16 protein-coding genes are annotated in these 21506 nt (G+C 66.6%); 12 read left to right on the top strand and 4 right to left on the bottom strand.

Going from position 1 to position 21506, the window contains the following annotated elements; genetic code table 11:
• Positions 1-396 precede the first annotated feature (396 nt).
• Positions 397-1311, top strand: a complete 915-nt coding sequence (locus tag QX010_RS08150; protein WP_316178761.1) for a septal ring lytic transglycosylase RlpA family protein — start codon at positions 397-399, stop codon at positions 1309-1311.
• Positions 1312-1475: 164 nt separating this feature from the next.
• On the opposite strand, the gene QX010_RS08145 is transcribed toward QX010_RS08150, so the two are convergent.
• The gene (locus QX010_RS08145; RefSeq protein WP_316178759.1) at positions 1476-6137 is read right to left on the bottom strand and encodes a beta strand repeat-containing protein; all 4662 of its coding nucleotides are present in this window, start codon (positions 6135-6137) and stop codon (positions 1476-1478) included.
• A 492-nt stretch (positions 6138-6629) separates the two neighbouring features.
• On the opposite strand from QX010_RS08145, the gene QX010_RS08140 reads away from it, so the two are divergent.
• From QX010_RS08140 to QX010_RS08125, 4 genes are all read left to right on the top strand, one after another.
• Positions 6630-7172 (top strand): phage tail protein, encoded by a 543-nt coding sequence (locus QX010_RS08140; protein WP_316178757.1) that lies wholly within the window; start codon positions 6630-6632, stop codon positions 7170-7172.
• Positions 7173-7263: 91 nt separating this feature from the next.
• Positions 7264-7791, top strand: coding sequence for a phage tail protein (locus QX010_RS08135; protein ID WP_316178755.1), 528 nt, complete (start codon positions 7264-7266; stop codon positions 7789-7791).
• A gap of 49 nt (positions 7792-7840) precedes the next feature.
• A complete protein-coding gene (locus tag QX010_RS08130) occupies positions 7841-8389 on the top strand; it encodes a phage tail protein (protein ID WP_316178753.1) in 549 nt (182 codons plus the stop codon).
• A gap of 16 nt (positions 8390-8405) precedes the next feature.
• Positions 8406-8921, top strand: a complete 516-nt coding sequence (locus QX010_RS08125) for a GNAT family N-acetyltransferase (RefSeq protein WP_316178751.1) — start codon at positions 8406-8408, stop codon at positions 8919-8921.
• On the opposite strand, the gene QX010_RS08120 is transcribed toward QX010_RS08125, so the two are convergent.
• Entirely contained in the window at positions 8918-9871 is a 954-nt protein-coding gene (locus QX010_RS08120) for an alpha/beta hydrolase (RefSeq protein WP_316178749.1), read from the bottom strand. The genes QX010_RS08125 and QX010_RS08120 overlap by 4 nt on opposite strands.
• A gap of 162 nt (positions 9872-10033) precedes the next feature.
• On the opposite strand from QX010_RS08120, the gene QX010_RS08115 reads away from it, so the two are divergent.
• The 7 genes from QX010_RS08115 to QX010_RS08085 all read left to right on the top strand — a co-directional run bounded on the left by QX010_RS08115 (position 10034) and on the right by QX010_RS08085 (position 17566).
• On the top strand, positions 10034-11293 hold the full coding sequence (locus QX010_RS08115) for a D-alanyl-D-alanine carboxypeptidase family protein (RefSeq protein ID WP_316178747.1): 1260 nt from the start codon (positions 10034-10036) through the stop codon (positions 11291-11293).
• Between the two features lie 4 nt (positions 11294-11297).
• Positions 11298-11978, top strand: a complete 681-nt coding sequence (gene tmk, locus QX010_RS08110) for a dTMP kinase (protein ID WP_315799977.1) — start codon at positions 11298-11300, stop codon at positions 11976-11978.
• The gene (locus tag QX010_RS08105; RefSeq protein ID WP_316178745.1) at positions 11975-13015 is read left to right on the top strand and encodes a DNA polymerase III subunit delta'; all 1041 of its coding nucleotides are present in this window, start codon (positions 11975-11977) and stop codon (positions 13013-13015) included. Before tmk ends, QX010_RS08105 begins: the two co-directional genes overlap by 4 nt.
• A gap of 69 nt (positions 13016-13084) precedes the next feature.
• Entirely contained in the window at positions 13085-15163 is a 2079-nt protein-coding gene (gene metG / locus QX010_RS08100) for a methionine--tRNA ligase (protein ID WP_316178743.1), read from the top strand.
• Positions 15163-15954: a TatD family hydrolase gene (locus QX010_RS08095; RefSeq protein WP_316178741.1), complete on the top strand. Its 792-nt coding sequence runs from the start codon at positions 15163-15165 to the stop codon at positions 15952-15954. The genes metG and QX010_RS08095 overlap by 1 nt, the downstream gene beginning before the upstream one ends.
• Complete coding sequence (locus QX010_RS08090; RefSeq protein ID WP_316178740.1) at positions 15951-16748, top strand: MBL fold metallo-hydrolase; 798 nt, start codon at positions 15951-15953, stop codon at positions 16746-16748. Before QX010_RS08095 ends, QX010_RS08090 begins: the two co-directional genes overlap by 4 nt.
• A gap of 176 nt (positions 16749-16924) precedes the next feature.
• Positions 16925-17566, top strand: coding sequence for an antibiotic biosynthesis monooxygenase family protein (locus QX010_RS08085; protein WP_316178739.1), 642 nt, complete (start codon positions 16925-16927; stop codon positions 17564-17566).
• A 345-nt stretch (positions 17567-17911) separates the two neighbouring features.
• Here QX010_RS08085 and QX010_RS08080 read toward each other — a convergent pair whose 3' ends face one another.
• Together QX010_RS08080 and QX010_RS08075 are read right to left on the bottom strand one after the other, a co-directional pair.
• On the bottom strand, positions 17912-19555 hold the full coding sequence (locus tag QX010_RS08080) for an acyl-CoA synthetase (RefSeq protein ID WP_316178738.1): 1644 nt from the start codon (positions 19553-19555) through the stop codon (positions 17912-17914).
• Between the two features lie 28 nt (positions 19556-19583).
• Positions 19584-21470: a TRAP transporter large permease subunit gene (locus tag QX010_RS08075; RefSeq protein WP_315799970.1), complete on the bottom strand. Its 1887-nt coding sequence runs from the start codon at positions 21468-21470 to the stop codon at positions 19584-19586.
• Positions 21471-21506: the final 36 nt, after the last annotated feature.

Genomic DNA, 21506 nt, shown 5'->3' with positions numbered 1-21506 from the left:
CCAAGCCCATCACTGCCGTCATTGCTTCGATCATAGCGAACACACCCTGTTGCGCCCCACGTGAAGCAAACGACGTGCAGCCCCGCACAGTCAAAATGATTCAGGTCCCGCGAAATGAGAACACTCCCAAGTGAGGATTTCACGCAACATATGTGTCCAAAAAGGTGCACTCGCAACACAGTGGCGCAGCGGAGTGCACGCCTGGGCGGCCATGGTCCGCGTCACAACCGCTGGAAAGCTCCGGTTAACCACGGCGGGGCCCACCCCATTTCCGCCGTGTTCGGGTTGCGTTATCCTTGTGCATTGAGTTGCGGGGATGCGACTCGGGGACAAGCCGGGACGCGGGGGCCTGATGGGATGGCTCGGCTGCGACCGGCTCATTGGTAATTGGGGTCGATGGGGATTGGTCAAACAGATCCGGTCGAGAGAGCGGTGCGCAGTGCCGTCGCCGTCCTCGCCTGCCTGATGGTCGCGAACTGCGCCTCGTCCAACAAGTTCGCCAGCAAGGTCGATCCGAAATACGGCGTATCGTCGAGCCCGCGCGTCGTCGGATTCGGCGAGCCGGTGCCGAAGGGCGGCGGCGTCTACCGCGTCGGCAAGCCCTATACCGTGGCCGGAAAGACCTATGTTCCCGAAGAGGACACCAACTACCGCGCCGAGGGCTTGGCCTCCTGGTATGGCGATGATTTTCACGGCCGGCTGACCGCCAATGGCGAGGTCTTCGACATGACGTCGCTGACGGCCGCCCATCCGACCCTGCCGCTGCCGAGCTACGCCCGCGTCACCAATCTCGCCAACGGCAAATCGCTCATCGTCCGCATCAATGATCGCGGCCCGTACCACGGCAACCGGCTGATCGACGTCTCCAACAAGGCCGCCGATCTGCTCGAGTTCAAGGGCAGCGGCATCGCCCGCGTCCGCGTCGAATATGTCGGTCGTGCGCCTCTCGAAGGGTCCGACGATACCCAGCTGATGGCGACCCTGCGCACCGGCATCCCGGCGCCGGCGCCGTCCCTGGTCCGTGTCGCCTCCGCCAAGCCGTTCGTTCCCGAGATCGGCGCAGGTCGTCCGATTCGCGGCGAAGTCCCGCTGCCCGAGGGGCGTCCCTACACACTCGGCAACACCTCCGCCGACCTGGCGTCGGTCGCGGCGACGTCGGAGATGTCGGCTTCCAGCCGGAGCCGCGGACGCAGCCTCGATAATCCGCGTGCCGTGTCCTACGATCAGGCCGGCCGTTACGTGACGCCGACCAGCGCATACGACGGCTCGGATGAGGCCCGCGAGATCCTCGGCGGCCGCGGCCTGTACTGATCCACGCAATACGCTCACGGAATACGATCTCGCACGTCGAACCAGCCGTCCCTCGCCGGGGCGGTTTCGATTCGACCGAGCCGCCAAGACCTTTTGCGAAAAGACCTTTTGCGAAAGGACCTGTTGCGAAAAGTCCTGTTGGGAAAAGTCCTGCCGGGAGGGGCCTATCGGGCGGTGAATGGCACGCGCGCCCTGGCCGAGAAGGTCCAGACCCGGGTGTTGCCGCCGATGCCGCCATACTCTGCGCCGAGGCCGACGCCGGCGCCGCCCTCCGTCTGGATGCCGAGCCCGCCGGTGAAGCGGGCCGACCAGCCCTGCAGCAGCGGCGTCGAGGCGAGCGCGCCGGCGGCCAGCGTGTTGGCGTCCTCCTTGGTGAAGTAGTAGTCGCCATACATGCCGAGGAACGGGGTCAGCAGCACGCCGCTGTCGAGCCAAGCGACCGGGTAAGCGGCACGCAGGCCGCCGGAGGCGCGGCCGCTGGCGAAATCATTCGTCCCCTGCCGCGTGCCCAGCGAGTCGGTGTAGGCGTTCTGATGCTCCCACAGCGCATAGACCTTGGTCGAGGGCTCGAGCACCACGCCGGCCAATTTGTAGCTGCCGGTCAGGCCGGTCGACAGCATCCAGCGCTGACCGCTGAAATTGCCCTGGGCCGTCCCCGCGCTGCCGTCATAGCCGATGCCGGAATAGGCGACGGCGGCGTCGAAGCGCAGGGTGGGGACGATCTTCCAGCCGAGATAGGCGCCGGTGGTCCAGCCGTCGCCCTTGAGCTTTCCGTTGATCTCCTGCTGGGTGTAGCTGAACGTCTCGTAGCCGCCGAGCACGCCGACCAGGAAGCTCGGCGTCGCCCGGTAGGTCAGCCCCATCATCGCGTTGAGCTGCTGCCCGTACAGCGAGACCTGGTTGGCCTGGGTGATGCCGCCGTTGTTGGTCGTGCCGAAGCGATCGACACCGGTGCCGCGGACATCAGCCCACAGCAGCCACTCCTTCTGCTCGTGCCATCTCGGCGCAGCCTGCTTTTTGTCGCCACGGTCGATGGCCGCGAAGGCATCGTCGACACGCCCGCGGCTGCGGCCTCGCGGCGGCTCCCGGCCGGGCAGCAGGGAGGAATAGGCGTCGCTCCCGCCGGCCGCGGCACGGTCCGAGGTCGGCGCCGGCTCGTCCTGGTCGCGTGGATCGGCTGAGAAGTTGAAGCGCATGCGCATGTTGCCCGGCGACATGAACGGACCGCCATCACTGAAGCCGTCGGCAATCGCGTCATCGATCGCGCCGGAGATCGCCTGTCCCGAGTTCTGCGCCACCAGCTTGCTGACCGTCTGCTGCAGCGAGCGCAGCCGCACACTGTCGACGGGCACGTTGACGGTCTGGGCGAGGGCAGGCGATGTGCTCGCGGTAAACAGCGCGCTGCCGGCATAGCTTGCGGTGACCGTGTGGCTGCCGACGGCGAGCGTTGAGGTGGCGAAGGTCGCGACGCCTCCAGCCAGTGTCACCGTGCCGATCGGCGAGCCGTTGTCGTTGAAGGTGACCGTGCCGGTCGGCGTGCCGCCCGACGCTGAAACGGTGGCCGTGAACGTCACGGGCTGGCCGAACTGGCTCGGATTCTGCGACGAGGTCAGCGCGACCGTCGTGACCAGCTGGCCCACCGACAGGTTGAAGGTGGCAGTGGCCGAGGCGCTGTTGGTGTCGGTCACGGTGACCGTATAGGTGGTCATTGCCGCCGGCGCCGTCGGCGTGCCGGTGATCTGGCCATTGCTGGTGTTGAAGCTGAGGCCGGCGGGCAGGGCCGGCGAAACGGCGAAGACCAGCGCACCCGTGCCGCCCGAGCCGGCTACCGGCGTGAACGGCGTCACCGCCTGGTTGATCGGCAGCGCGCTCGACGGCACCGCCGTCGTCGCCGTCACCGCGCCGTTGATGGTCAGGCTGAATGTGTTGGTCGCGGTCGCGTTGGCGGCGTCGGTCACGGTCACGGTGAAGGTCGTCGCGGCAATGGTCACCGTGGGCGTTCCGGAGATGCTGCCGTTGGCCGTGTTGAGGGTCAGTCCGGCCGGAAGCGTCGGCGCGACGGAGTAGGTGAGCGGCGCGGTGCCGCCGCCGCCCGTGACCGGCGTGAATGGCGTGACGGCGTGGTTCGCGGTCAGCGTCGTCGCGGCGATCGCCTGCGTCGCGCTGACGGCGCCGTTGACCGCGAGGCTGAACGTGTTGGTCGCCGTGGCGCTGTTGGCGTCGGTCACCGTGACCGTATAGGTCGTCGCGCCGCTGGTCGCGGTCGGCGTGCCCGTGATCGCGCCCGAGGACGTATTGAAGGTGAGACCCGCGGGCAGCGCCGGCGCGATGCCATAGCTCAGCGGCGACGTGCCCCCGGCGCCGGTCACCGGCGTGAAGGACGCCACCGGCGTATTCACGGTCAGGCCTTTGGACGCGATGGCCTGCGTCGCGGTCACCGCGCCATTGATCGTGAGGCTGAACGTGTTGCTGGCGCTGGCGCTGTTGGCATCGCTCACGGTGACCGTATAGGTCGTGGCCGAGCTGATCGCCGTCGGCGTTCCCGTGATCGCACCGGTCGAGGTGTTGAAGCTGAGACCGGCGGGCAGGGTCGGTGCGATGGCATAAGTCAGCGGCGACGTGCCGCCGCCCCCGGTCACCGGGGTGAAGGATGTCGCGGCGACATTCACGGTCAGGGACTTCGCCGCGATCGACTGCGTCGCGCTGACGGCGCCGTTGACGGTCAGGCTGAAGGTGTTCGTCGCGGTCCCGTTGTTGGTGTCGGTGACGGTCACGGTGTAGGTCGCCGTCGCCGCGCTGGTCGAGGGCGTGCCCGAGATCGCACCGGTGGAAGTGTTGATGCTCAGCCCGGCGGGCAGACTCGGCGAGATTGAATAAGACAATGCGCCCGTGCCGCCGCCGCCCGTGACCGGCGTGAAGGCGGTGATCGCCTGGTTGGCGGTAAACGTCCGCGAGGCGATGGCCTGCGTTGCGGTCACCGCGCTGTTCACCGTCAGGCTGAACGTGTTGCTGGCCGTGGCACTGTTGGCATCCGTCACCGTGACCGTGTAGGTGGTCGCGCCGCTGGTCACGGTTGGCGTGCCCGTGATCGCGCCGCTCGAGGTGTTGAGCGTCAGGCCCGTCGGCAGACCGGGGGCAACGGCGTAGGAGAGCGGCGGCGTGCCGCCCGATCCGGTGACCGGCGTGAACGAGGTCGCTGCTGTATTCTGTGTCAGCGCCTTGGAGGCGATCGCCTGCGTCGCGCTCACGGGACCATTGACGGTCAGCTGGAAGGTGTTGGTGGCGGTCCCGTTGTTGGCATCCGTCACGGTCACCGTATAGGTGGTCGTGCTGCTGGTCACGGTCGGCGTGCCGCTGACCTGGCCGGTGCTGGTGTTGAAGCTGAGACCGGTCGGCAAGGTCGGCGCGATCGCATAGGTCCGCGGCGTCGTGCCGCCGCCGCCGGTGACCGGTGTGAATGGCGTGATGGCCGTGTTCACGGTGACGGTGGCCGAGCTCACCGACTGCGTCGCGGTGACGGCGGTGTTCACCGTGAGGCTGAAGGTATTGCTGGCCGTGGCGCTGTTGGCGTCGGTGACGGTGACCGTATAGGTGGTTGCACCGCTGCTCACGGTCGGCGTGCCCGTGATCGCGCCGGTATTGGTGTCGAGCGAGAGGCCCGAGGGCAGCGTCGGCGACACGCCGTAGGTGAGCGGCGGGGTGCCGTTGCCGCCGATCACGGGCGTGAAGGAGGTCGCAGCCGCATTCTGCGTCAATATCTTCGATGCGACCGACTGGGTCGCGGTCACGGCCGCATTGACGGCGAGACTGAAGGTGTTCGAGGCCGTCGCGCTGTTCGCGTCCGTGACGGTGACCGTGTACGTCGTCGATCCGCTCGTGGCCGTCGGCGTGCCCGTGATCGCGCCGGTCGACGTATTGAGCGAGAGACCGGAGGGCAGCGACGGCAAGATGCTATAGGTGTAGGGCGTCGTGCCGCCGCCGCCGGTGACCGGCGTGAACGAGGTCGTCGCGTGGTTCTGCGTCAACGTCTTCGAGGCGACCGCCTGCGTCGCCGTGACCGCGCCGTTGACCGTCAGGCTGAACGTGTTGCTGGCGGTGGCGCTGTTGGCATCGGTGACGGTGACCGTATAGGTGGTCGCGGTGCTGGTGATCGTGGGCGTGCCGGTGATCGCACCCGTGGACGTGTTGAACGAAAGACCGGTCGGCAGCGACGGCGCGATGCCATAGCTGAGCGGCGCGGTGCCGCCGGAGCCGGTGACCGGCGTGAACGAGGTCGTCGCGGTGTTGACGGTCAGCGCTTTCGACGCGATGGACTGTGTCGCGGTCGGGCCGGGCAGGTTGACCGTAATGGTCCAAGAGGTGAGCGCCGTTCCAGAGCCTGAGCAGGTTACGAGAAAGTCGCTACAGTCTGACGCATAAAACAGCGTGATCGTATCCTGGCCGCCGCCCGTCAGGCTGTTCAGAGTGATGTTGATCTGAGCCTGACCAGTATTCGCGCTCTGCCCATTGTCGTTTCCACTGCTTGGATGCAGGGTGTAATTGGCTTTGCTCGTGGTCGGGCTGTAGTCGGAATAGGCACTCGAGCTCGTGCCGGCGATGGGCAGCTGGGTGTTCGCATTCGTGCCGGATACGGAGTACAAGCCGTAGACAACGGCATCGTCTCCGGTGTTGGGAGTGCCAACCACGGTGAGACACAGGTGATAGACCTGTGACACGGAATTGAATGTGATCGTGGCCCCGGTGGTCGAATTGACGGTCAGATCGCAGACCGCCTGCGCCGATGAGATCGACGCGCCCATGGCCGCGAGAACGACAAAGGTCGTCACCGCCAACGTTCTGACGTTGCTGACGGCCGACGACCAGCGAGTCAGAAACCGCTGAAACGACGTCCTCCACGCGCCAATCATGATCGCGAAAAGCTGCACCTTGCCCCTGCGCTTCCCCGAGACCGCGGGTCGACCTCGGCCGCGGTCCCAAATATTCTGCGACTGCAATAAAGATTACCGAAAACTTACCGTTGATTAAGCTTTGTTTCCCCTGTGCCGCAAGCCAGTGATGCACGGAACCGCTGCACGCGCGCGGCCTTTCCCGAACTTAGTTGCGCGCCCGCAACACTGCGACCTTTCCGCGTGCTGATTCGGGGCAGGTCTCGCGAAAATCCCCCCACATCCCCTGCGGGTTCATGCTTGACTGTTCCCGTTGGATGCGTGACACTTTCGAATTGCACATGACGAATACTGGACGCGTCGGTTGTCCGCGTTTCGTCGCGACGCGCTTTGTTGTCTGGTTGAATTGCACAAAATCATTTGGAGGAACGCATGCCGGTTACGCCTGTGCTCGGGCAAATCATGCCATTTGCTGGAAGCCAGCCACCGAGGGGGTGGGCGTTCTGCAACGGTGCGCTGTTGGCGATCCAGACGAATCAGGCATTGTTCTCCCTGCTCGGCACCTATTACGGCGGCAATGGTGTCACGACGTTCGCACTGCCTGATCTTCGCGGACGGGCTATCCTCGGCTCGACCGGCGGCAGCGGCCAGTTTCCCGCTGGCACGGTCAGCGGCGAGACCACGGTGACGCTCACGACGGCGCAGATGCCGACCCATAATCACCAGATCCAGGCGTCCAGCAACGATGGTACTGGGCGTGGAGCGTCGGCGGCCAACAACGTGTTCGCGACAAACAAGCTCCCGCCAGACAATCCCAAGCTGATCTTCACCACCGCTGGGACGAACGCGGTGCCGCTGTCGCTCAGCACCAACATCGTCGATATCGGCGGCGGGCAGCCCCACAACAACATGCAGCCCTATCTGGTGATCAATTATCTGATCGCCCTGAATGGGGTTTACCCTTCGCGCAACTGAGACGGCTCGGCGCTCACGTTTCTCACCATCGTCGCAATCCGCCGCATCGCGCCCGCTTCGCGGCGCCCACCGCACTTGAAAGGATGTCGGGATGTCAGACCCGTTTCTCGGCGAGATCAGGCTGTTCGGCTTTCCGCGCATACCGGATGGCTGGCTGGCCTGCGACGGAAGCGCATTGTCCATCGCCAACTATGATGCGCTCTATGCGGTCATCGGGACGACGTTTGGTGGCGACGGGGTCCAGACCTTCAATCTGCCGGACCTGCGCGGCCGCGTTCCGATCGGGCAGGGCACGCCGCCCGGCGGCGCATCCTATCTGCTGGGGCAACTGGACGGTGAGGACGAGCACACCTTGATCACGACCGAGATGCCCACGCACAGCCACGCTTTGTTGGCGTCGACCACCGTCGCCGACACGGCACAGCCGGGGACCAGTACCCTCCTGGGAACCGCGACAGCGGGCAATCTCTACGCGCCCAGTGCTGACGCCGGGACCTACGAAGTGATGGCGGCCTGCGTCGGGCCGTCGGGGCAGGGCGTCGCTCACAACAACATCATGCCGACCGTCGTCGGCAATTACTGCATCTGCATCAACGGCATCTTCCCGTCGCCGGGCTGACGCCTTCGCGTTCGATCGGCTCTATTGCGCATTCCTCAGGAGAGACGTCGTGTCAGACCCCTTCGTCGGCGAAATCCAGGCCTTTCCGTTCACCTTTGCAGCCGACGGCTTCAACAGCGCGTGGCTGCCGTGCTTCGGCCAGTTGCTTCCGATCCAGCGGTATACGCCGTTGTTCGCGCTGATCGGCACCTATTACGGCGGCAACGGCACCACCAATTTCGCCCTGCCGAATCTGAGCGGCGCGATCACCAACGGGCAGGGCGACGGCCCCGGTCTGCAGCCGCGCGTCATCGGTGAGGCGATGGGGACCAGCACCGCCTTTCTGACCACGGCCGAGATGCCCGCGCACACCCATACCTTGCAGCTCGGCAGCAAGGCGGCCGCGAATGCCACGCCAGGGCCGGGCACGGGCGTGGGCATCGTGGCGATCGATCCCAGCTTCAACGGGTTCCTTGCGCCGCCGGGCAATACGACGCTCGCGGTCAATGCGGTCACACCGAACGGGCAGAGCATTCCGCACGACAACATGCAGCCGACCCAGGCGCTGATCTGGTGCATCTGCTATGCGGGCATCTTCCCGTCATTCAACAACTCCTGAGCCGAGCAGGCTCGGAGTGACGCTCGGGATCGACGTCGTCTCACCGGACGTTCGCTTGCGGCTGCGGTCGGCCGAGACGGCCGACGAGCCGTTCCTGCGTGACCTCTTTGGTTCCGTCAAAGGTGCGCAGCTCGCCGCGGCCGGTCTGCCGCCGGCGATGCTCGATCTCGTGCTGGCGCAGCAGTATCGCGCCCAGCTCGCAAGCCATGCGGCGCAGTGTCCGGCGGCGCAGTCGCTGATCATTCTCCGCGACGCCGCGCCGGTCGGGCGGCTGCTGCTCGACCGCGCGGCGTCACAATGGCACGTGGTGGATCTCGCGCTGCTGCCTGGCGCGCGCAACGCGGGTGTCGGGCGCGAGATCATGCAGGCGGTCGCCACCGCCGCACGGGAGCAGGGCGCCGCGGTGCTTTCGCTCGCGGTCGCAACCACGAATGACGACGCGATAAGGTTCTACGTCCGACTGGGCTTCCGCGACGTGGCGGACAACGCGACAGCGTCGCATCGCATGATGGAGCTGCCGCTCGCGCGCTAACGAGCCGGAGCCACCTCGCGCAGGAACGCGATCAGCGCCGCGTTCACCTCGGCGGCGCATTCCTGCTGGATCCAGTGGCCGGCGCCGTCGATGATCAGCTTGCGCCGGAGATCCGGCAGCACGCGCGCCATGTCCTGAACGCGCTTGGCGCCGATCAGCCCCGTCACCACCGCGTCCGCGCTGCCCGCGATGAACAGCGACGGCTGGCGGATCTGGGCGTCCTGCCATGGCGCGGTCAGCTCCCAGTTGCGGTCGATGTTGCGATACCAGTTTAGGCCACCGCGAAAGCCGGAGGTGCGATAGGCTGCGATGAACTCGGCGAGGTCTGCTTCGCTCAGCCACGCCGGCAGAGGCAGGGCGGGGTTCGCCGCACCGAGGAAGCCCTTGTCCGGCGCGACGAACAGCGACTGCGGGTCGGAGAAGCCACGCGCCAGCATCGTGCGCATCGTCAGCGCGACGTCACGCTCGAGTTCGGCCTCGGCGACGCCCGGCGTCTGAAAATACTGCCAGTAGAAGTTCTCGATGCCGCCGGCGCGGAGCGTGTCGAGCGGCCGGCCGCGGCCGCGAAGCGGCGGCGGCACGCTCAGTCCGGCGACGGCCGTGAACAGGTCCGGCCGGAACAGCGCCGCATGCCAGGCCACCGGCGCGCCCCAGTCGTGGCCGATGATGACGGCGGTGTCCTCGCCGAGCGCCTCGACCAGTGCCACCATGTCGCCGACGGTGTCGAAGATCGAGTAGGCGGCGATGTCTGCTGGCGCCTGCGAGCGGCCGAACCCGCGCATGTCGGGCGCGACCACCCGATAGCCGGCCTCGGCCAGCGCCACGATCTGGTGCCGCCACGAATAGGACAGTTCGGGCCAGCCGTGGCACAGCACGACAAGCGGGCCTTCGCCCTGTTCGCGCACGAACAGCTCGATTCCGTTGGCCTTGATGGTCCGCGTCGATGACACCGTTTCCCCCTTGGTTGCTCGACTTGTGATTGCCGGCCCTGGACGTATCGCACCGCGCGATGAGCCGTGCAAATCCCGGGACAGCGGACGGATCCGCGGATTGCCGAGTTGTTTGCACCCCCCGCAACTGCTAGAATCTCAGTGCGCTCCAGAGCTTAGCCGATGAATGTCATGACCTTACCGCCGCGTCGCTCCGGTTTCACGTCCGGACGGGTGACGCGTGCGCTCATCGCCTTGGCCGCGGCGTTCGCCGTCGGCTGGAGCGGCGTGCTCTACGCCGCCAACCAGAGCGTCCAGGGCGCGCGCAAGGAGGATGGCGGCTTCGACGGCGATGCGCCGACCGCGATCCTGGTGGAGGCCAACAGCGGCAGCGTGCTGTTCGAGAAGAATGCGGACGAGCTGCGGGCGCCTTCCAGCATGATGAAGCTGATGACCGCCGAGGTGGTCTTCAACGCGGTCAAGGACGGCACGATCAAGCTCAACGACGAATACCGCATCAGCGAGAACGCCTGGCGCCGGGGCGGGGCGCCCTCCGGCACCTCGACGATGTTCGCCGCGCTCAACAGCAAGGTGTCGGTGAGCGACCTCCTGCACGGCGCCATCATCCAGAGCGGCAACGACGCCTGCATTGCGCTCGCCGAGGGCATGGCCGGCAACGAGAAGATCTTCGCCGCCGACTACATGACCAAGCGGGCGCGCGAGCTCGGCCTCACCAGATCGACCTTCGCCAATTCCAACGGGCTGCCGGATCCCGGCAACAAGATGACGGTGCGCGAGCTCGCCATGCTCGCCCGGCACATCATCCTGGATTTCCCGGAGTTCTATAAGATCTTCGGCGAGAAGGAATTCACCTGGAACAAGATCCGGCAGCAGAACCGCAACCCGCTGCTGAACGCGATGGAAGGCGCCGACGGCCTCAAGACCGGCTACACCAAGGAAGGCGGCTACGGCATGGTCGGCTCGGCCGTGCAGAACGGCACCCGACTGATCGTGGTCGTCAATGGCCTGGAGGATTCCGAGGACCGCGCCACCGAGGCCAAGAAGATGCTGGAATGGGGCTTCCGCAATTTCGAGACCCGCACCCTGTTCGCGGCGGAGCAGCCGATCGGCTACGCCAAGGTGTTCGGCGGCGAGAGCCGCTCGGTCAAGCTGTCGAGCCCGGTGCCGGTCAAGGTCATGGTGCAGAAGAACGGCGGCGACAAGCTGATCGCCCGCATCATCTACAGTGGCCCGGTCAGGGCTCCCATCGAGCCCGGGCAGAAGGTCGGGGTTGTCAGGGTCTGGCGCGGCCCCAATATCGCCATGGAGGCCCCTGTCTATGCTGCGGAGGCGGTGGGCAGGGGATCCACGATGCGGCGTGCGATCGATGGGGTCAGCGAGCTCGTGATCGGGATGTTCCGCGCCGGGGCCGAGAAGCTCTAGAGACATGGCGGATTCAGCTTTGAAACGTGGTCCGGGCCGCGGCCGATTCGTCACCTTCGAGGGTGGCGAGGGCGCCGGAAAATCCACGCAGATCAAGATGTTGGCGGACCGTCTGCAGAAGGAGGGTGTGCGCGTCGTCCTGACCCGCGAGCCCGGGGGATCGCCGGGCGCGGAGATCATGCGCCACCTCGTGCTGTCGGGCATGGGCAAGCTGCTGGGGCCGGAGGCCGAGACGCTGCTGTTCGCCGCCGCACGCGACGACCATGTGCGCAACGTGATTCTCCCGGCGCTGAACCAGGGAAGCTGGGTGTTGTGCGATCGCTTTTTCGATTCGACCCGGGCCTACCAGGGCAGCCAGGGCAAGGTCGCGCCCGATGTGCTCAATGCGATGCAGCGGGTCACGATCGGCGACCTCAAGCCGGACCTGACGCTGATCCTCGACGTGCCCGTCGAGGTCGGCCTGCAGCGCGCCGCGGCGCGGCGCGGCAGCGGCGCGCCGGACCGGTTCGAAGGCGAGGACATCAAGTTCCACAAGGGGCTGCGCGACGCCTTTCACAAGATCGCCGCCGAGGATCCCCGGCGCTGCGTGCTGGTCGACGCCACGGCGAGCGCGGATACGGTCTCGCAACTCGTTTGGGACGCCGTGCGCGAGCGGCTGTTCGCGGAAGTGGCGGCCGCCTCATGAGCGCACGCAAGGTCGAGCCGGAGATCGCGGTCCGCCATCCCCGCGAGACCAGCGCCTTGTTCGGCCATCGCGAGGCCGAGGCCGCGCTGCTGTCAGCCTATCGCAGCGGCCGGATGGCGCATGCCTGGCTGATCGGCGGCCCGCAAGGCATCGGCAAGGCCACCTTGGCCTACCGCATGGCGCGCTTCGTGCTGACCCACCGTGATCCTGCGTCGGACGCGGTACGTACCGCCGGCTCGCTGTACGTGGACCCGGATGATCACGTGGCCCGGCTGATCGCCTCCGAGGCCCATGGCGGGCTGCTCACCTTGGAGCGCTCGGCCAACGACAAGGGCGTGCTGCGCACCGTCATCACCGTGGACGAAACCCGCGAGACGATCTCGTTCTTCGGCTCGACGGCGGCGGTCGAGGGCTGGCGGGTCTGCATCGTCGACACCGTCGACGAGCTCAATCCCAACGCCGCCAACGCGCTGCTGAAGATCCTCGAGGAGCCGCCGCAGCAGTCGCTGTTCCTGCTGGTCAGCCACGCGCCGGCGCGGGTGCTGGCCACCATCAAATCGCGCTGCCGCCGGCTGGCGCTGCGGGCCTTGGCGACCGACGACGTCATCAGCGCCGCGGCCGAGGCCACCGGCATGAACGGAGCCGAGCCGGCGCTGCGCGAGGCGGCCAGGGCCTCCGAGGGCAGCGTCGCGCGCACCCTGATGCTGCTGGGCGGCGACGGGCTGCAGCTGCAGACCCGGACCGCGGCGCTGCTCGCGAGCCTGCCGCGAATCGACGCCGGCGAGCTGCATGCCCTGGGTGATGCGCTCGGCACCAGCGACCGCGTCGCGCTGGCGAGCTTCCTCGACAGCATCGAGCGCTGGGTGGCGGAGCGGCTGCGCGCTGGCGATGCCAACGCGGAACTGCCGCGCCTTGCACGGCTGGCGGAGGTATGGGAAAAGATCGTCCGCGCCGCGCGCGACACCGAATCCTATAATCTGGAACGAAAACCGCTGGTTTTCTCGGTGTTCGGGATGCTTGCCGAAGCCACGCGGTAACCGCGCGACCATCATCCCGGGATCATCAGGATCAATCCGTCGACCGACGTCGTCAAAGAGGAATCTGCCGTGGCCAAGGCCAGCAAGACAACCGTGAAAAAGGGCAAGCCCGCGAGCAAGAGCGGCGCGAAGAAGGCTGCCCGCAACGCGCCCGCGAAGGGCAAGGTCAGCGCGGCCAAGGCGAAGGCGGCGAAGGACAAGGACGCCAAGAAAAAGACCGCCACATCCAAGACGGCCCCCGCGAAAGCCAAGAGCAAAGCTCCGGCGGCGACCGCGGCCAAGAAAGCTTCGAAGAGCGCCGCCAAGAAAGCGGTCAAGAAAGCTGTGAAGGCGCCAGCCAGGAAGGCCGTGGCAAAGCCCGCCACACCGCCGGCCAAGAAGACCGCCGCCAAGCCTGCGGCAGCAACGAAAAAGCCTGCGGCAGCGAGGAAGCCCGCCGCTCCGAAACAGCCGGCCGCACCGAAGAAGGTCGCGCCGGCCATCGTTGAAGCCCCGAAGCCGCCGCGCGCCGCCAAGCCGAAGGCGCCGCGCAAGCCGAAGGTCGAGGCCGCTGTCGTCGTCGAAATCGACGAGATCGTAGCGCAGGTCGCCGCACCTCCGGTCGACAAGAACACCTTCTACGTCACGACGGCGATCGCCTATCCCAACGGCAACCCACATATCGGCCACGCCTATGAGGCGATCGCGACCGACGCCATCGCACGCTTTGCGCGGCTCGACGGCAAGGACGTCTTCTTCCTCACCGGCACCGACGAGCACGGCCTGAAGATGGTGCAGACCGCGCAGAACGAGGGCCTGACGCCGTCGGAGCTCGCGACCCGCAATGCCGGCCGCTTCCGCGAGATGGACGAGCGGCTGAACGTCTCGTTCGACCGCTTCATCCGCACCACCGAGCCCGCGCATCACAACTCGGTGCAGGCGATCTGGACTCGCATGCGCGAGAACGGCGACATCTACGCCGACACCTATGCGGGGTGGTACTCGGTGCGCGACGAGGCCTATTACGCCGAGGACGAGACCGTCGTCGGCGAGGACAATGTCCGCCGCGGACCGCAGGGCACGCCGGTGGAGTGGGTCGAGGAGAAGAGCTATTTCTTCCGCCTGTCGGCCTATCAGGACAGGCTGCTCGCGCTCTATGAGAGCCAGCCGGATTTCATCGGGCCGGATGCGCGGCGCAACGAGATCATCAGCTTCGTCAAGGGCGGTCTGAAGGACCTCTCGATCTCGCGCACCACGTTCGACTGGGGCGTCCGCGTGCCCCACGACGACGAGCACGTGATGTATGTCTGGGTCGACGCGCTCACCAACTACATCACCGGCGTCGGCTTTCCCGACGAGAGGGATCCGAACTGGAAGTATTGGCCGGCCGACGTCCACGTCATCGGCAAGGACATCATCCGCTTCCATGCGGTGTACTGGCCGGCGTTCCTGCTGTCGGCCGGCGTCCCTGTGCCGAAGCGGGTCTATGCCCACGGCTTCCTGTTCAACAGGGGCGAGAAGATGTCGAAGTCGGTCGGCAACGTCGTCGATCCGTTCAATCTCGCCGACCAGTATGGCGTCGACCAGCTCCGCTACTTCTTCCTGCGCGAGGTGCCATTCGGCCAGGACGGTAACTACAATCACGAGGCGATCGTCGCGCGCATCAACGCCGATCTCGCCAACGACCTCGGCAATCTCGCACAGCGCTCGCTGTCGATGATCTCGAAACAGCTCGGCGGCGTGCTGCCGGAGCCCGGCGAGTTCTCGGCCAATGACAAGGCGATTCTGGCCGAGGCCGACGCGATGATCGGCGCGGCGCGCAAAGCCATGGCGACGCAGCAGATCCACCAATGGCTCAACGCCGTGTGGTCGGTCGTGGCCGAGGCCAACCGCTATTTCGCGGGCGAGGCGCCCTGGGCGCTGGCCAAGACCGATCCGGCGCGCCAGCACACCGTGCTCTACGTCACCGCCGAGGTGATCCGTCAGGTCGCGATCCTGACCCAGCCGGTGATGCCGGCCGCGTCGGCAAAGCTGCTCGACAGCCTCGGCATTCCCGAGGACGAGCGAACGTTCGCGCGGCTTGGCGGAGAGCTCCGGATTGCTGCGGGCACGCAGCTGCCAGCGCCACAGGCGGTGTTCCCGCGCTACATCGAGCCGACGGCCGCGTGATGCTGGTCGACAGCCATTGCCATCTCGACTTTCCGGATTTCGCCGAGGATCTGGATGGCATCGTCGCGCGCGCCGCCGCCGCGGGCGTCGACCGGATGGTGACGATCTCGACGCGGGTGCGGCGCTTGCCCGAGTTGCTCGCGATCGCCGAGCGGTTCGAGAACGTGTTCTGCTCGGTCGGCACCCATCCGCACAACGCGGACGAGGAGGACGGCATTCCGGCCGCGGAGCTGATTGCGCTGACTCGCCATCCCAAGGTCGTCGCGCTCGGCGAGGCCGGGCTCGACAATTTCTACGATCACGGCTCGAAGGATGCCCAGGAGCGCGGGTTCCGCGCGCATATCGCGGCCGCCCGCGACACCGGCCTGCCGCTCGTCATCCACACCCGCGAGGCCGACGCTCAGTGCGGCCGCATCCTCGAGGAGGAGATGGCGCGCGGACCTTTCAACGCCGTGCTGCATTGCTACACCGGCGGACGCGAGCTGGCGATGAAGGCGATCGATCTCGGACTGCACATCTCGTTCACGGGCATCGTGACCTTCAAGAAGTCCGAGGCCTTGCGCGCGCTCGCCGCCGAGGTGCCGGCCGACCGCATCATGGTCGAGACCGACGCGCCATATCTCGCGCCCGGCAAGTTCCGCGGCAAGCGCAACGAGCCGGCCTATGTCGTCGAGACCGCGAAGGTTCTGGCGGAGACCCGCGGCGTCTCGCTCGAGGAATTCTCGCAGCAGACCACCGAGACCTTCTTCAAGCTGTTCTCGAAGGTGCCGCGGCCAAGGGAGGCTGCATGACGCTGACGCTCACCATTCTCGGCTGCGGCTCCTCGGCCGGCGTGCCGCGCCCGGCGCTGGGGTGGGGCGCCTGCGATCCGAACAACCCGAAAAACCGTCGCCGGCGCTGCTCGCTGCTGGTGGAGCGCCGCGCCGCGCACGGCGTGACGCGCGTCGTGATCGACACCTCGCCGGATCTACGCGAACAACTGATCGATACCAATGTCGACCACATCGACGCGGTGTTCCTGACGCATGAGCACGCCGACCAGACCCACGGCATCGACGACCTGCGCTCGGTGGTCATGCATCAGCGGCGGCGGATTCCGGTCTATTTGAACCAGTCGACCGCCAAGGACATCATGCACCGGTTCTCCTATTGCTTCATCTCGCCACCGGGAAGCGACTATCCGCCGATCCTGACCCAGCACGCGATCGAGGCCGGCGAGACCCAGGCGGTGGAAGGCAAGGGCGGCGAGCTGAGGCTGACCGCGTTCCTCGTCCAGCACGGCAACATCCCCGCGCTCGGCTACCGCATCGGCAATGCCGCCTACACGCCTGACCTCAACGACATCCCAGAGGAGAGCTGGGGCGCACTGGAGGATCTCGACCTCTGGATTGTCGACGGCCTGCGCCCGGCGTCACACCCGAGCCATTTCTCGGTCAACGACGCGCTGGCCTGGATCGAGCGCTTCAAGCCCCGACGCGCCGTCATCACCAACATGACCGCCGATCTCGACTACGAGGTGCTGCGCCAGAGCCTGCCGGCCGGTGTGGTGCCGGCGTATGATGGCATGCGGCTGGAGGTCGGCTGATTGTTCGTTGGCCGGCTAAGGCCGTCATTGCGAGGAGCCGAAGGCGACGAAGCAATCCAGAGTTATAGCAATGACTCTGGATCGCTTCGCTTCGCTCGCAATGACGGGCAGGGGCGGGCGACCGCAAGGGCCACGAAGCTGTAGCAGCCTGCGGCCGAATACATGGAGACGCTACCATGCTGTCGCTGTTCTTCGAGGTCGAGGTCAAGCCCGGCCATCTCGACCAGTATCTGCAGCTCGCTGCCGCGCTGCGGCCCGAGCTCGACGCCCTTGGCGGCTGCCTGTTCCTCGACCGCTTCAGGAGCCTGTCGCGCGATAACCTGATCCTGTCCTACCAGATCTGGCAGGACGAGGGCGCCATGACCGCCTGGCGCGTGCACGCCCATCACCACGACATCCAGACGCTCGGCCGCGACAAGGTGTTCTCCGACTATCGCCTGCGCGTCGCCGAGCTGGTGCACGAGATCAGGCCGGGGCAGGCGGCTTGGCAGCCGGAGCGGCGGGGGACGTACAACGATCCGAAACGGCGTGCGCCGACCTATGTGCTGGCGGTGGAGACGGCTGCGCCGCAGCTGAGCATCGCGACGGATCTGCCGGTCGCGACCTTCTCCAGCGTCTATCGCAAGGGCCGCTTCGCGCATCTGATCGACTTGCCGGACGAGGCGACCGGCGTGGCGCTGAGTGTGCGCCTGCTCGCCGACCCCGGCGCCGACAACATCCGCGTCGTCGAAGTCAGCAGAGACTACGGCATGTACGATCGCCGCGAAGCGCCGCAGTATTATCCGGAGAAGAGCAGGGGCGACGCGGCGGCAAACTGACCTTCGACGCCCGAGCGAGGAAAGACCATCGTCATCGCGGTGCTCATGAATGCGCCCTCGCCCCTTGTGGGAGAGGGCTCAAAGGTGCTGACTACGTCCTCACTCGGGTGAGGGGTTCGTGCCGCACATTCCGCTCTGAGTTCGTGGCAACCCCTCACCCGGTTTCGATGCTTTGCATCGAAACCGCCCTCTCCCACAAGGGGAGAGGGTGCACCGCGCGTGTCGATGCAGCTCATCAGTTCATTGGCCGCGCGTAGGGCGGATTAGCGCAGCGTAATCCGCCATAGCCTCCAGCACTGGTGCGGCGGGTTACGCCTGCGGCTAACCCGCCCTACTCAGAGGCACCTACGCGGAGATCGCCTTGGCCGAGTTGACCTCGTTGCGCAGCAAAAACTTCTGGATCTTGCCGGTCGAGGTCTTCGGGATCGGGCCGAACACGACGACCTTCGGCGTCTTGAAGCCGGACATGTGGCTGCGACAATAGGCGATGATCTCGGCTTCGGTGGCTTCAGCACCGTCCTTGAGCTCGATGAAGGCGCAGGGCACCTCGCCCCATTTCGGATCGGGCTTGGCGACGACGGCGGCAAACAAAACGGCGGGGTGCTTGTAGAGGATGTCCTCGACCTCGACCGAGGAGATGTTCTCGCCGCCGGAGATGATGATGTCCTTGGAGCGGTCCTTGATGATGACGTAGCCGTGCTCGTCGAGCACGCCGAGGTCGCCGGTATGGAACCAACCGCCGGCGAAGGCTTCCTGCGTCGCCTTCTCGTTCTTGAGGTAGCCCTTCATCACGATGTTGCCGCGGAACATGACCTCGCCGATGGTCTCGCCATCGCGCGGCACCTCCTGCATCGTCTCGGGATTGAGCACCGTGACGGCTTCCTGCAACGGATAAGGCACGCCCTGCCGACGCTTCAGCCGCGCGCGCTCCGGCGCCGGCAGGTCATCCCAGCCGGGCTGCTCGGCGCAGACGGAGGCGGGGCCGTAGACCTCGGTGAGGCCGTAGACATGCGTCAGCTTGATGCCGATGCTCTCGGCGCCTTCGAGCACGGCGACCGGCGGCGCGGCGCCGGCGATCAGGCCGACGACCGGCTTGTCGCGCCTGCCCTTGGGCGCGTCCGGCGCGTTGATCAGCACGTTGTAGACGATCGGCGCGCCGCACATGTGGGTGACGCCGTGGGTCTTGATCAGCTCAAAGATCTTGGTCGGCTCGACCTTGCGCAGGCAGACATTGACGCCGGCGGCGGCCGCCATGGTCCAGGGGAAGCACCAGCCGTTGCAGTGGAACATCGGCAGAGTCCAGAGATAGACCGGATGCTGGCCCAGGCCGCCGGCGAGAATGTTGCTGACGGCATTCAGATAGGCGCCGCGATGATGCGTCACGACGCCCTTGGGATTGCCCGTGGTGCCCGAGGTGTAGCTCATCGCGATCGCGTCCCACTCATCAGTGGGACGGCGCGGCTCGAAACTCGGATCACCGGATGCGACCGCGGCTTCGTACTCGATCTCGCCGATGCGGCTGCCGCCGGCATAGGAGGCGTCATCGACGTCGATCACGAACGGCTTGGCGCCGCTCATCAGCTTCAGCGCCTCGCTGATCACGGCAGAGAATTCGGGATCGACCAGGATGATCCTGGCCTGGCCGTGATCGAGCTGAAACGCGATCGAGGATGCATCGAGGCGGATGTTGAGGGTGTTGAGCACCGCGCCGGCCATCGGCACGGCGAAATGCGCCTCGTTCATCGCCGGGATGTTCGGCAGCATCGCAGCCACGGTGTCGCCCTCGCCGATGCCGCGTCCCGCGAGATAGGACGCGAAGCGCCGGCAGCGCTCATAGGTCTGGCGCCAGGTGAAGCTGCGGCCTTCATAGACCGTGCTGACGTGGTCGGGATAGACGGCCGCGCTGCGCGCCAGGAAGCTGAGCGGGGTCAGCGGCACGTAGTTGGCCGGCGTCTTGTCCAGGCCGAGCTTGTACTGGTTCGTGCTCATCACCACCCTCCCTCGTCATCTGAAGAGTTTACAGGAACCCGATCGAAATCCACGGAAAAATCGCAACCACGATGAGGCCGATGAGAAGCGCCAGCAGGTAGCCCCAGATCGGGCGGATGCCCTCGGCGGGATCGACCCGACCGATCGCGCAGGCGGCGTAATATCCAACCCCGAACGGCGGTGCGAACAGGCCAATGCCCATCGCCAGGATGATCACCATGGCATAATGCACCTCGTGCACGCCGACGGCACGCGCGATCGGAAACAGCAGCGGCCCGAACAGCACGATTGCCGGAATGCCCTCGAGCACGCTGCCGAGGATCGTGAAGGCGACGATCGAGACCGCGATGAACGTCGCCGGGCCGCCCGGCAGCCCGGTCATCGCGGCCGCCAGCGCGCGTGAGAAGCCGGACTGCGTCAGGCCCCAGGCCATGCCGGTGGCGGTGCCGATGATCAGCAGGATGGCGCCGGACAGCGCCGCCGTCTCAATCAGCATCGGCATCAGCCGGCGCCAGTCGAAACGGCGATAGACCAGCAGGCCCGCCAGCACGCCATAGACGATGCCGATGGTCGAGACCTCCGTCGCCGTCGCGACGCCCTCGACGACGGCCGCGCGGATCACGAAGGGCAGGGCCAGGGCAGGGAGCGAGACGATGAAGGCCTTGCCGATCTCGGCTCCGGTGGCGCGGCGGACGCCGCTCATGTCCTCGTTGCGGTAGCGCCACCACACCAGCGTGCACAGCGTGATCGCCAGCACCACGCCCGGCAGCAGGCCGCCGGTGAACAGCGCCGCGATCGACACGCCGGTGACGGAGCCGATCGTGATCAGCACCAGGCTCGGCGGAATGGTCTCGGTTTGCGCGCCGGTGGCGGCGAGCAGGGCGACGAGATCGCCGGGCCTGGCGCCGCGCGCCTTCATCTCCGGAAACAGCACCGGCGCGACCGCGGCCATATCGGCGGCCTTGGCGCCGGAAATGCCCGAGACGAGGTACATCGCGCCGACCAGCACGTAATGCAGCCCGCCGCGGACGTGCCCCAAGAGGCTTGCCAGGAACGCGACCATGGCGCGGGCCATGCCGGTCATCTCGATCAGCAATCCGAGAAAGACGAACAGCGGCACCGACAGCAGGATGAGGTGGCTCATGCCCTCGTCCATACGCCCGACCAGCACCATCAGCGGCGTGCGCGTCGTCAGCGCCAGATAGCCGAAGATCGCGAGCCCGAAAGCGAACGCGATCGGCACGCCGGCGAAGACGCACAAGCCGACCACGCCGACGAAGAAGATCACGAGGTTGATGTTGCCGAGCGGCTTCAGCAGCGGCTGCGCCACCCAGAACAGCGCGATGATGGCTACGACGGAGACGACGGCCAGCAGCATCGTCCTGACGCTGGCCGTGCGGGCGAGACGGATGAGGGCGAACAGCGCCATCAGTCCGACGCCGACCGGCAGTGCGGCGGCGCGCCAGATGTTTTCGATCTGCAGCGCCGGCGTGGTGATGAAGCTTTCCTCGTAGGCGTACTCCCAGGACGGCCAGGCGATCATGACCAGGAACGCCAGCGCCGCGCTCGTCGCGACCAGATCGAGATAGGCGCGTAAGCCGGGGCTGGCGCGCGCCACCATTGCCGTCATCCGCATGTGCTCGCCGCGGCGGAACGCCACCGCGGCGCCGAGCATTGCGAGCCACAGGAACAGGATCGAGGCCAGCTCGTCCGACCAGATCAGCGGCTGGTGCAGGACGTAGCGCGCCACGACGCCCGCGAACAGGATGACGATCTCGGCCACGACGAGCAGCGCGGCGGGGATCTCGACGAGGAGGCCGAGCAGGGCCTCCAGGCCGTCGAGCCAGGACCGGCGGCGAGGGGTCTCGATGATCACCTCGCTGATCGCAATTTCCGTGAACTCGGCATGCGCCATGACGTCACCCGAACGCGCCCTACGCCATTCTTGTTT

This window comes from Bradyrhizobium sp. SZCCHNRI1009 (assembly GCF_032487575.1).
Classification (GTDB): Bacteria; Pseudomonadota; Alphaproteobacteria; order Rhizobiales; family Xanthobacteraceae; genus Bradyrhizobium.
This window is presented reverse-complemented; position numbering and strand designations above follow the sequence as displayed.

Excerpts from the sequence above, each read along its gene's own strand:
- QX010_RS08150 (WP_316178761.1), top strand. The coding sequence starts at position 397 with ATGGGGATTGGTCAAACAGATCCGGTCGAGAGAGCGGTGCGCAGTGCC.
- QX010_RS08140 (WP_316178757.1), top strand. The coding sequence starts at position 6,630 with ATGCCGGTTACGCCTGTGCTCGGGCAAATCATGCCATTTGCTGGAAGC.
- QX010_RS08135 (WP_316178755.1), top strand. The coding sequence starts at position 7,264 with ATGTCAGACCCGTTTCTCGGCGAGATCAGGCTGTTCGGCTTTCCGCGC.
- QX010_RS08115 (WP_316178747.1), top strand. The coding sequence starts at position 10,034 with ATGAATGTCATGACCTTACCGCCGCGTCGCTCCGGTTTCACGTCCGGA.
- tmk (WP_315799977.1), top strand. The coding sequence starts at position 11,298 with ATGGCGGATTCAGCTTTGAAACGTGGTCCGGGCCGCGGCCGATTCGTC.
- QX010_RS08105 (WP_316178745.1), top strand. The coding sequence starts at position 11,975 with ATGAGCGCACGCAAGGTCGAGCCGGAGATCGCGGTCCGCCATCCCCGC.
- QX010_RS08095 (WP_316178741.1), top strand. The coding sequence starts at position 15,163 with ATGCTGGTCGACAGCCATTGCCATCTCGACTTTCCGGATTTCGCCGAG.
- QX010_RS08090 (WP_316178740.1), top strand. The coding sequence starts at position 15,951 with ATGACGCTGACGCTCACCATTCTCGGCTGCGGCTCCTCGGCCGGCGTG.
- QX010_RS08085 (WP_316178739.1), top strand. The coding sequence starts at position 16,925 with ATGCTGTCGCTGTTCTTCGAGGTCGAGGTCAAGCCCGGCCATCTCGAC.
- QX010_RS08080 (WP_316178738.1), bottom strand. The coding sequence starts at position 19,555 with ATGAGCACGAACCAGTACAAGCTCGGCCTGGACAAGACGCCGGCCAAC.
- QX010_RS08075 (WP_315799970.1), bottom strand. The coding sequence starts at position 21,470 with ATGGCGCATGCCGAGTTCACGGAAATTGCGATCAGCGAGGTGATCATC.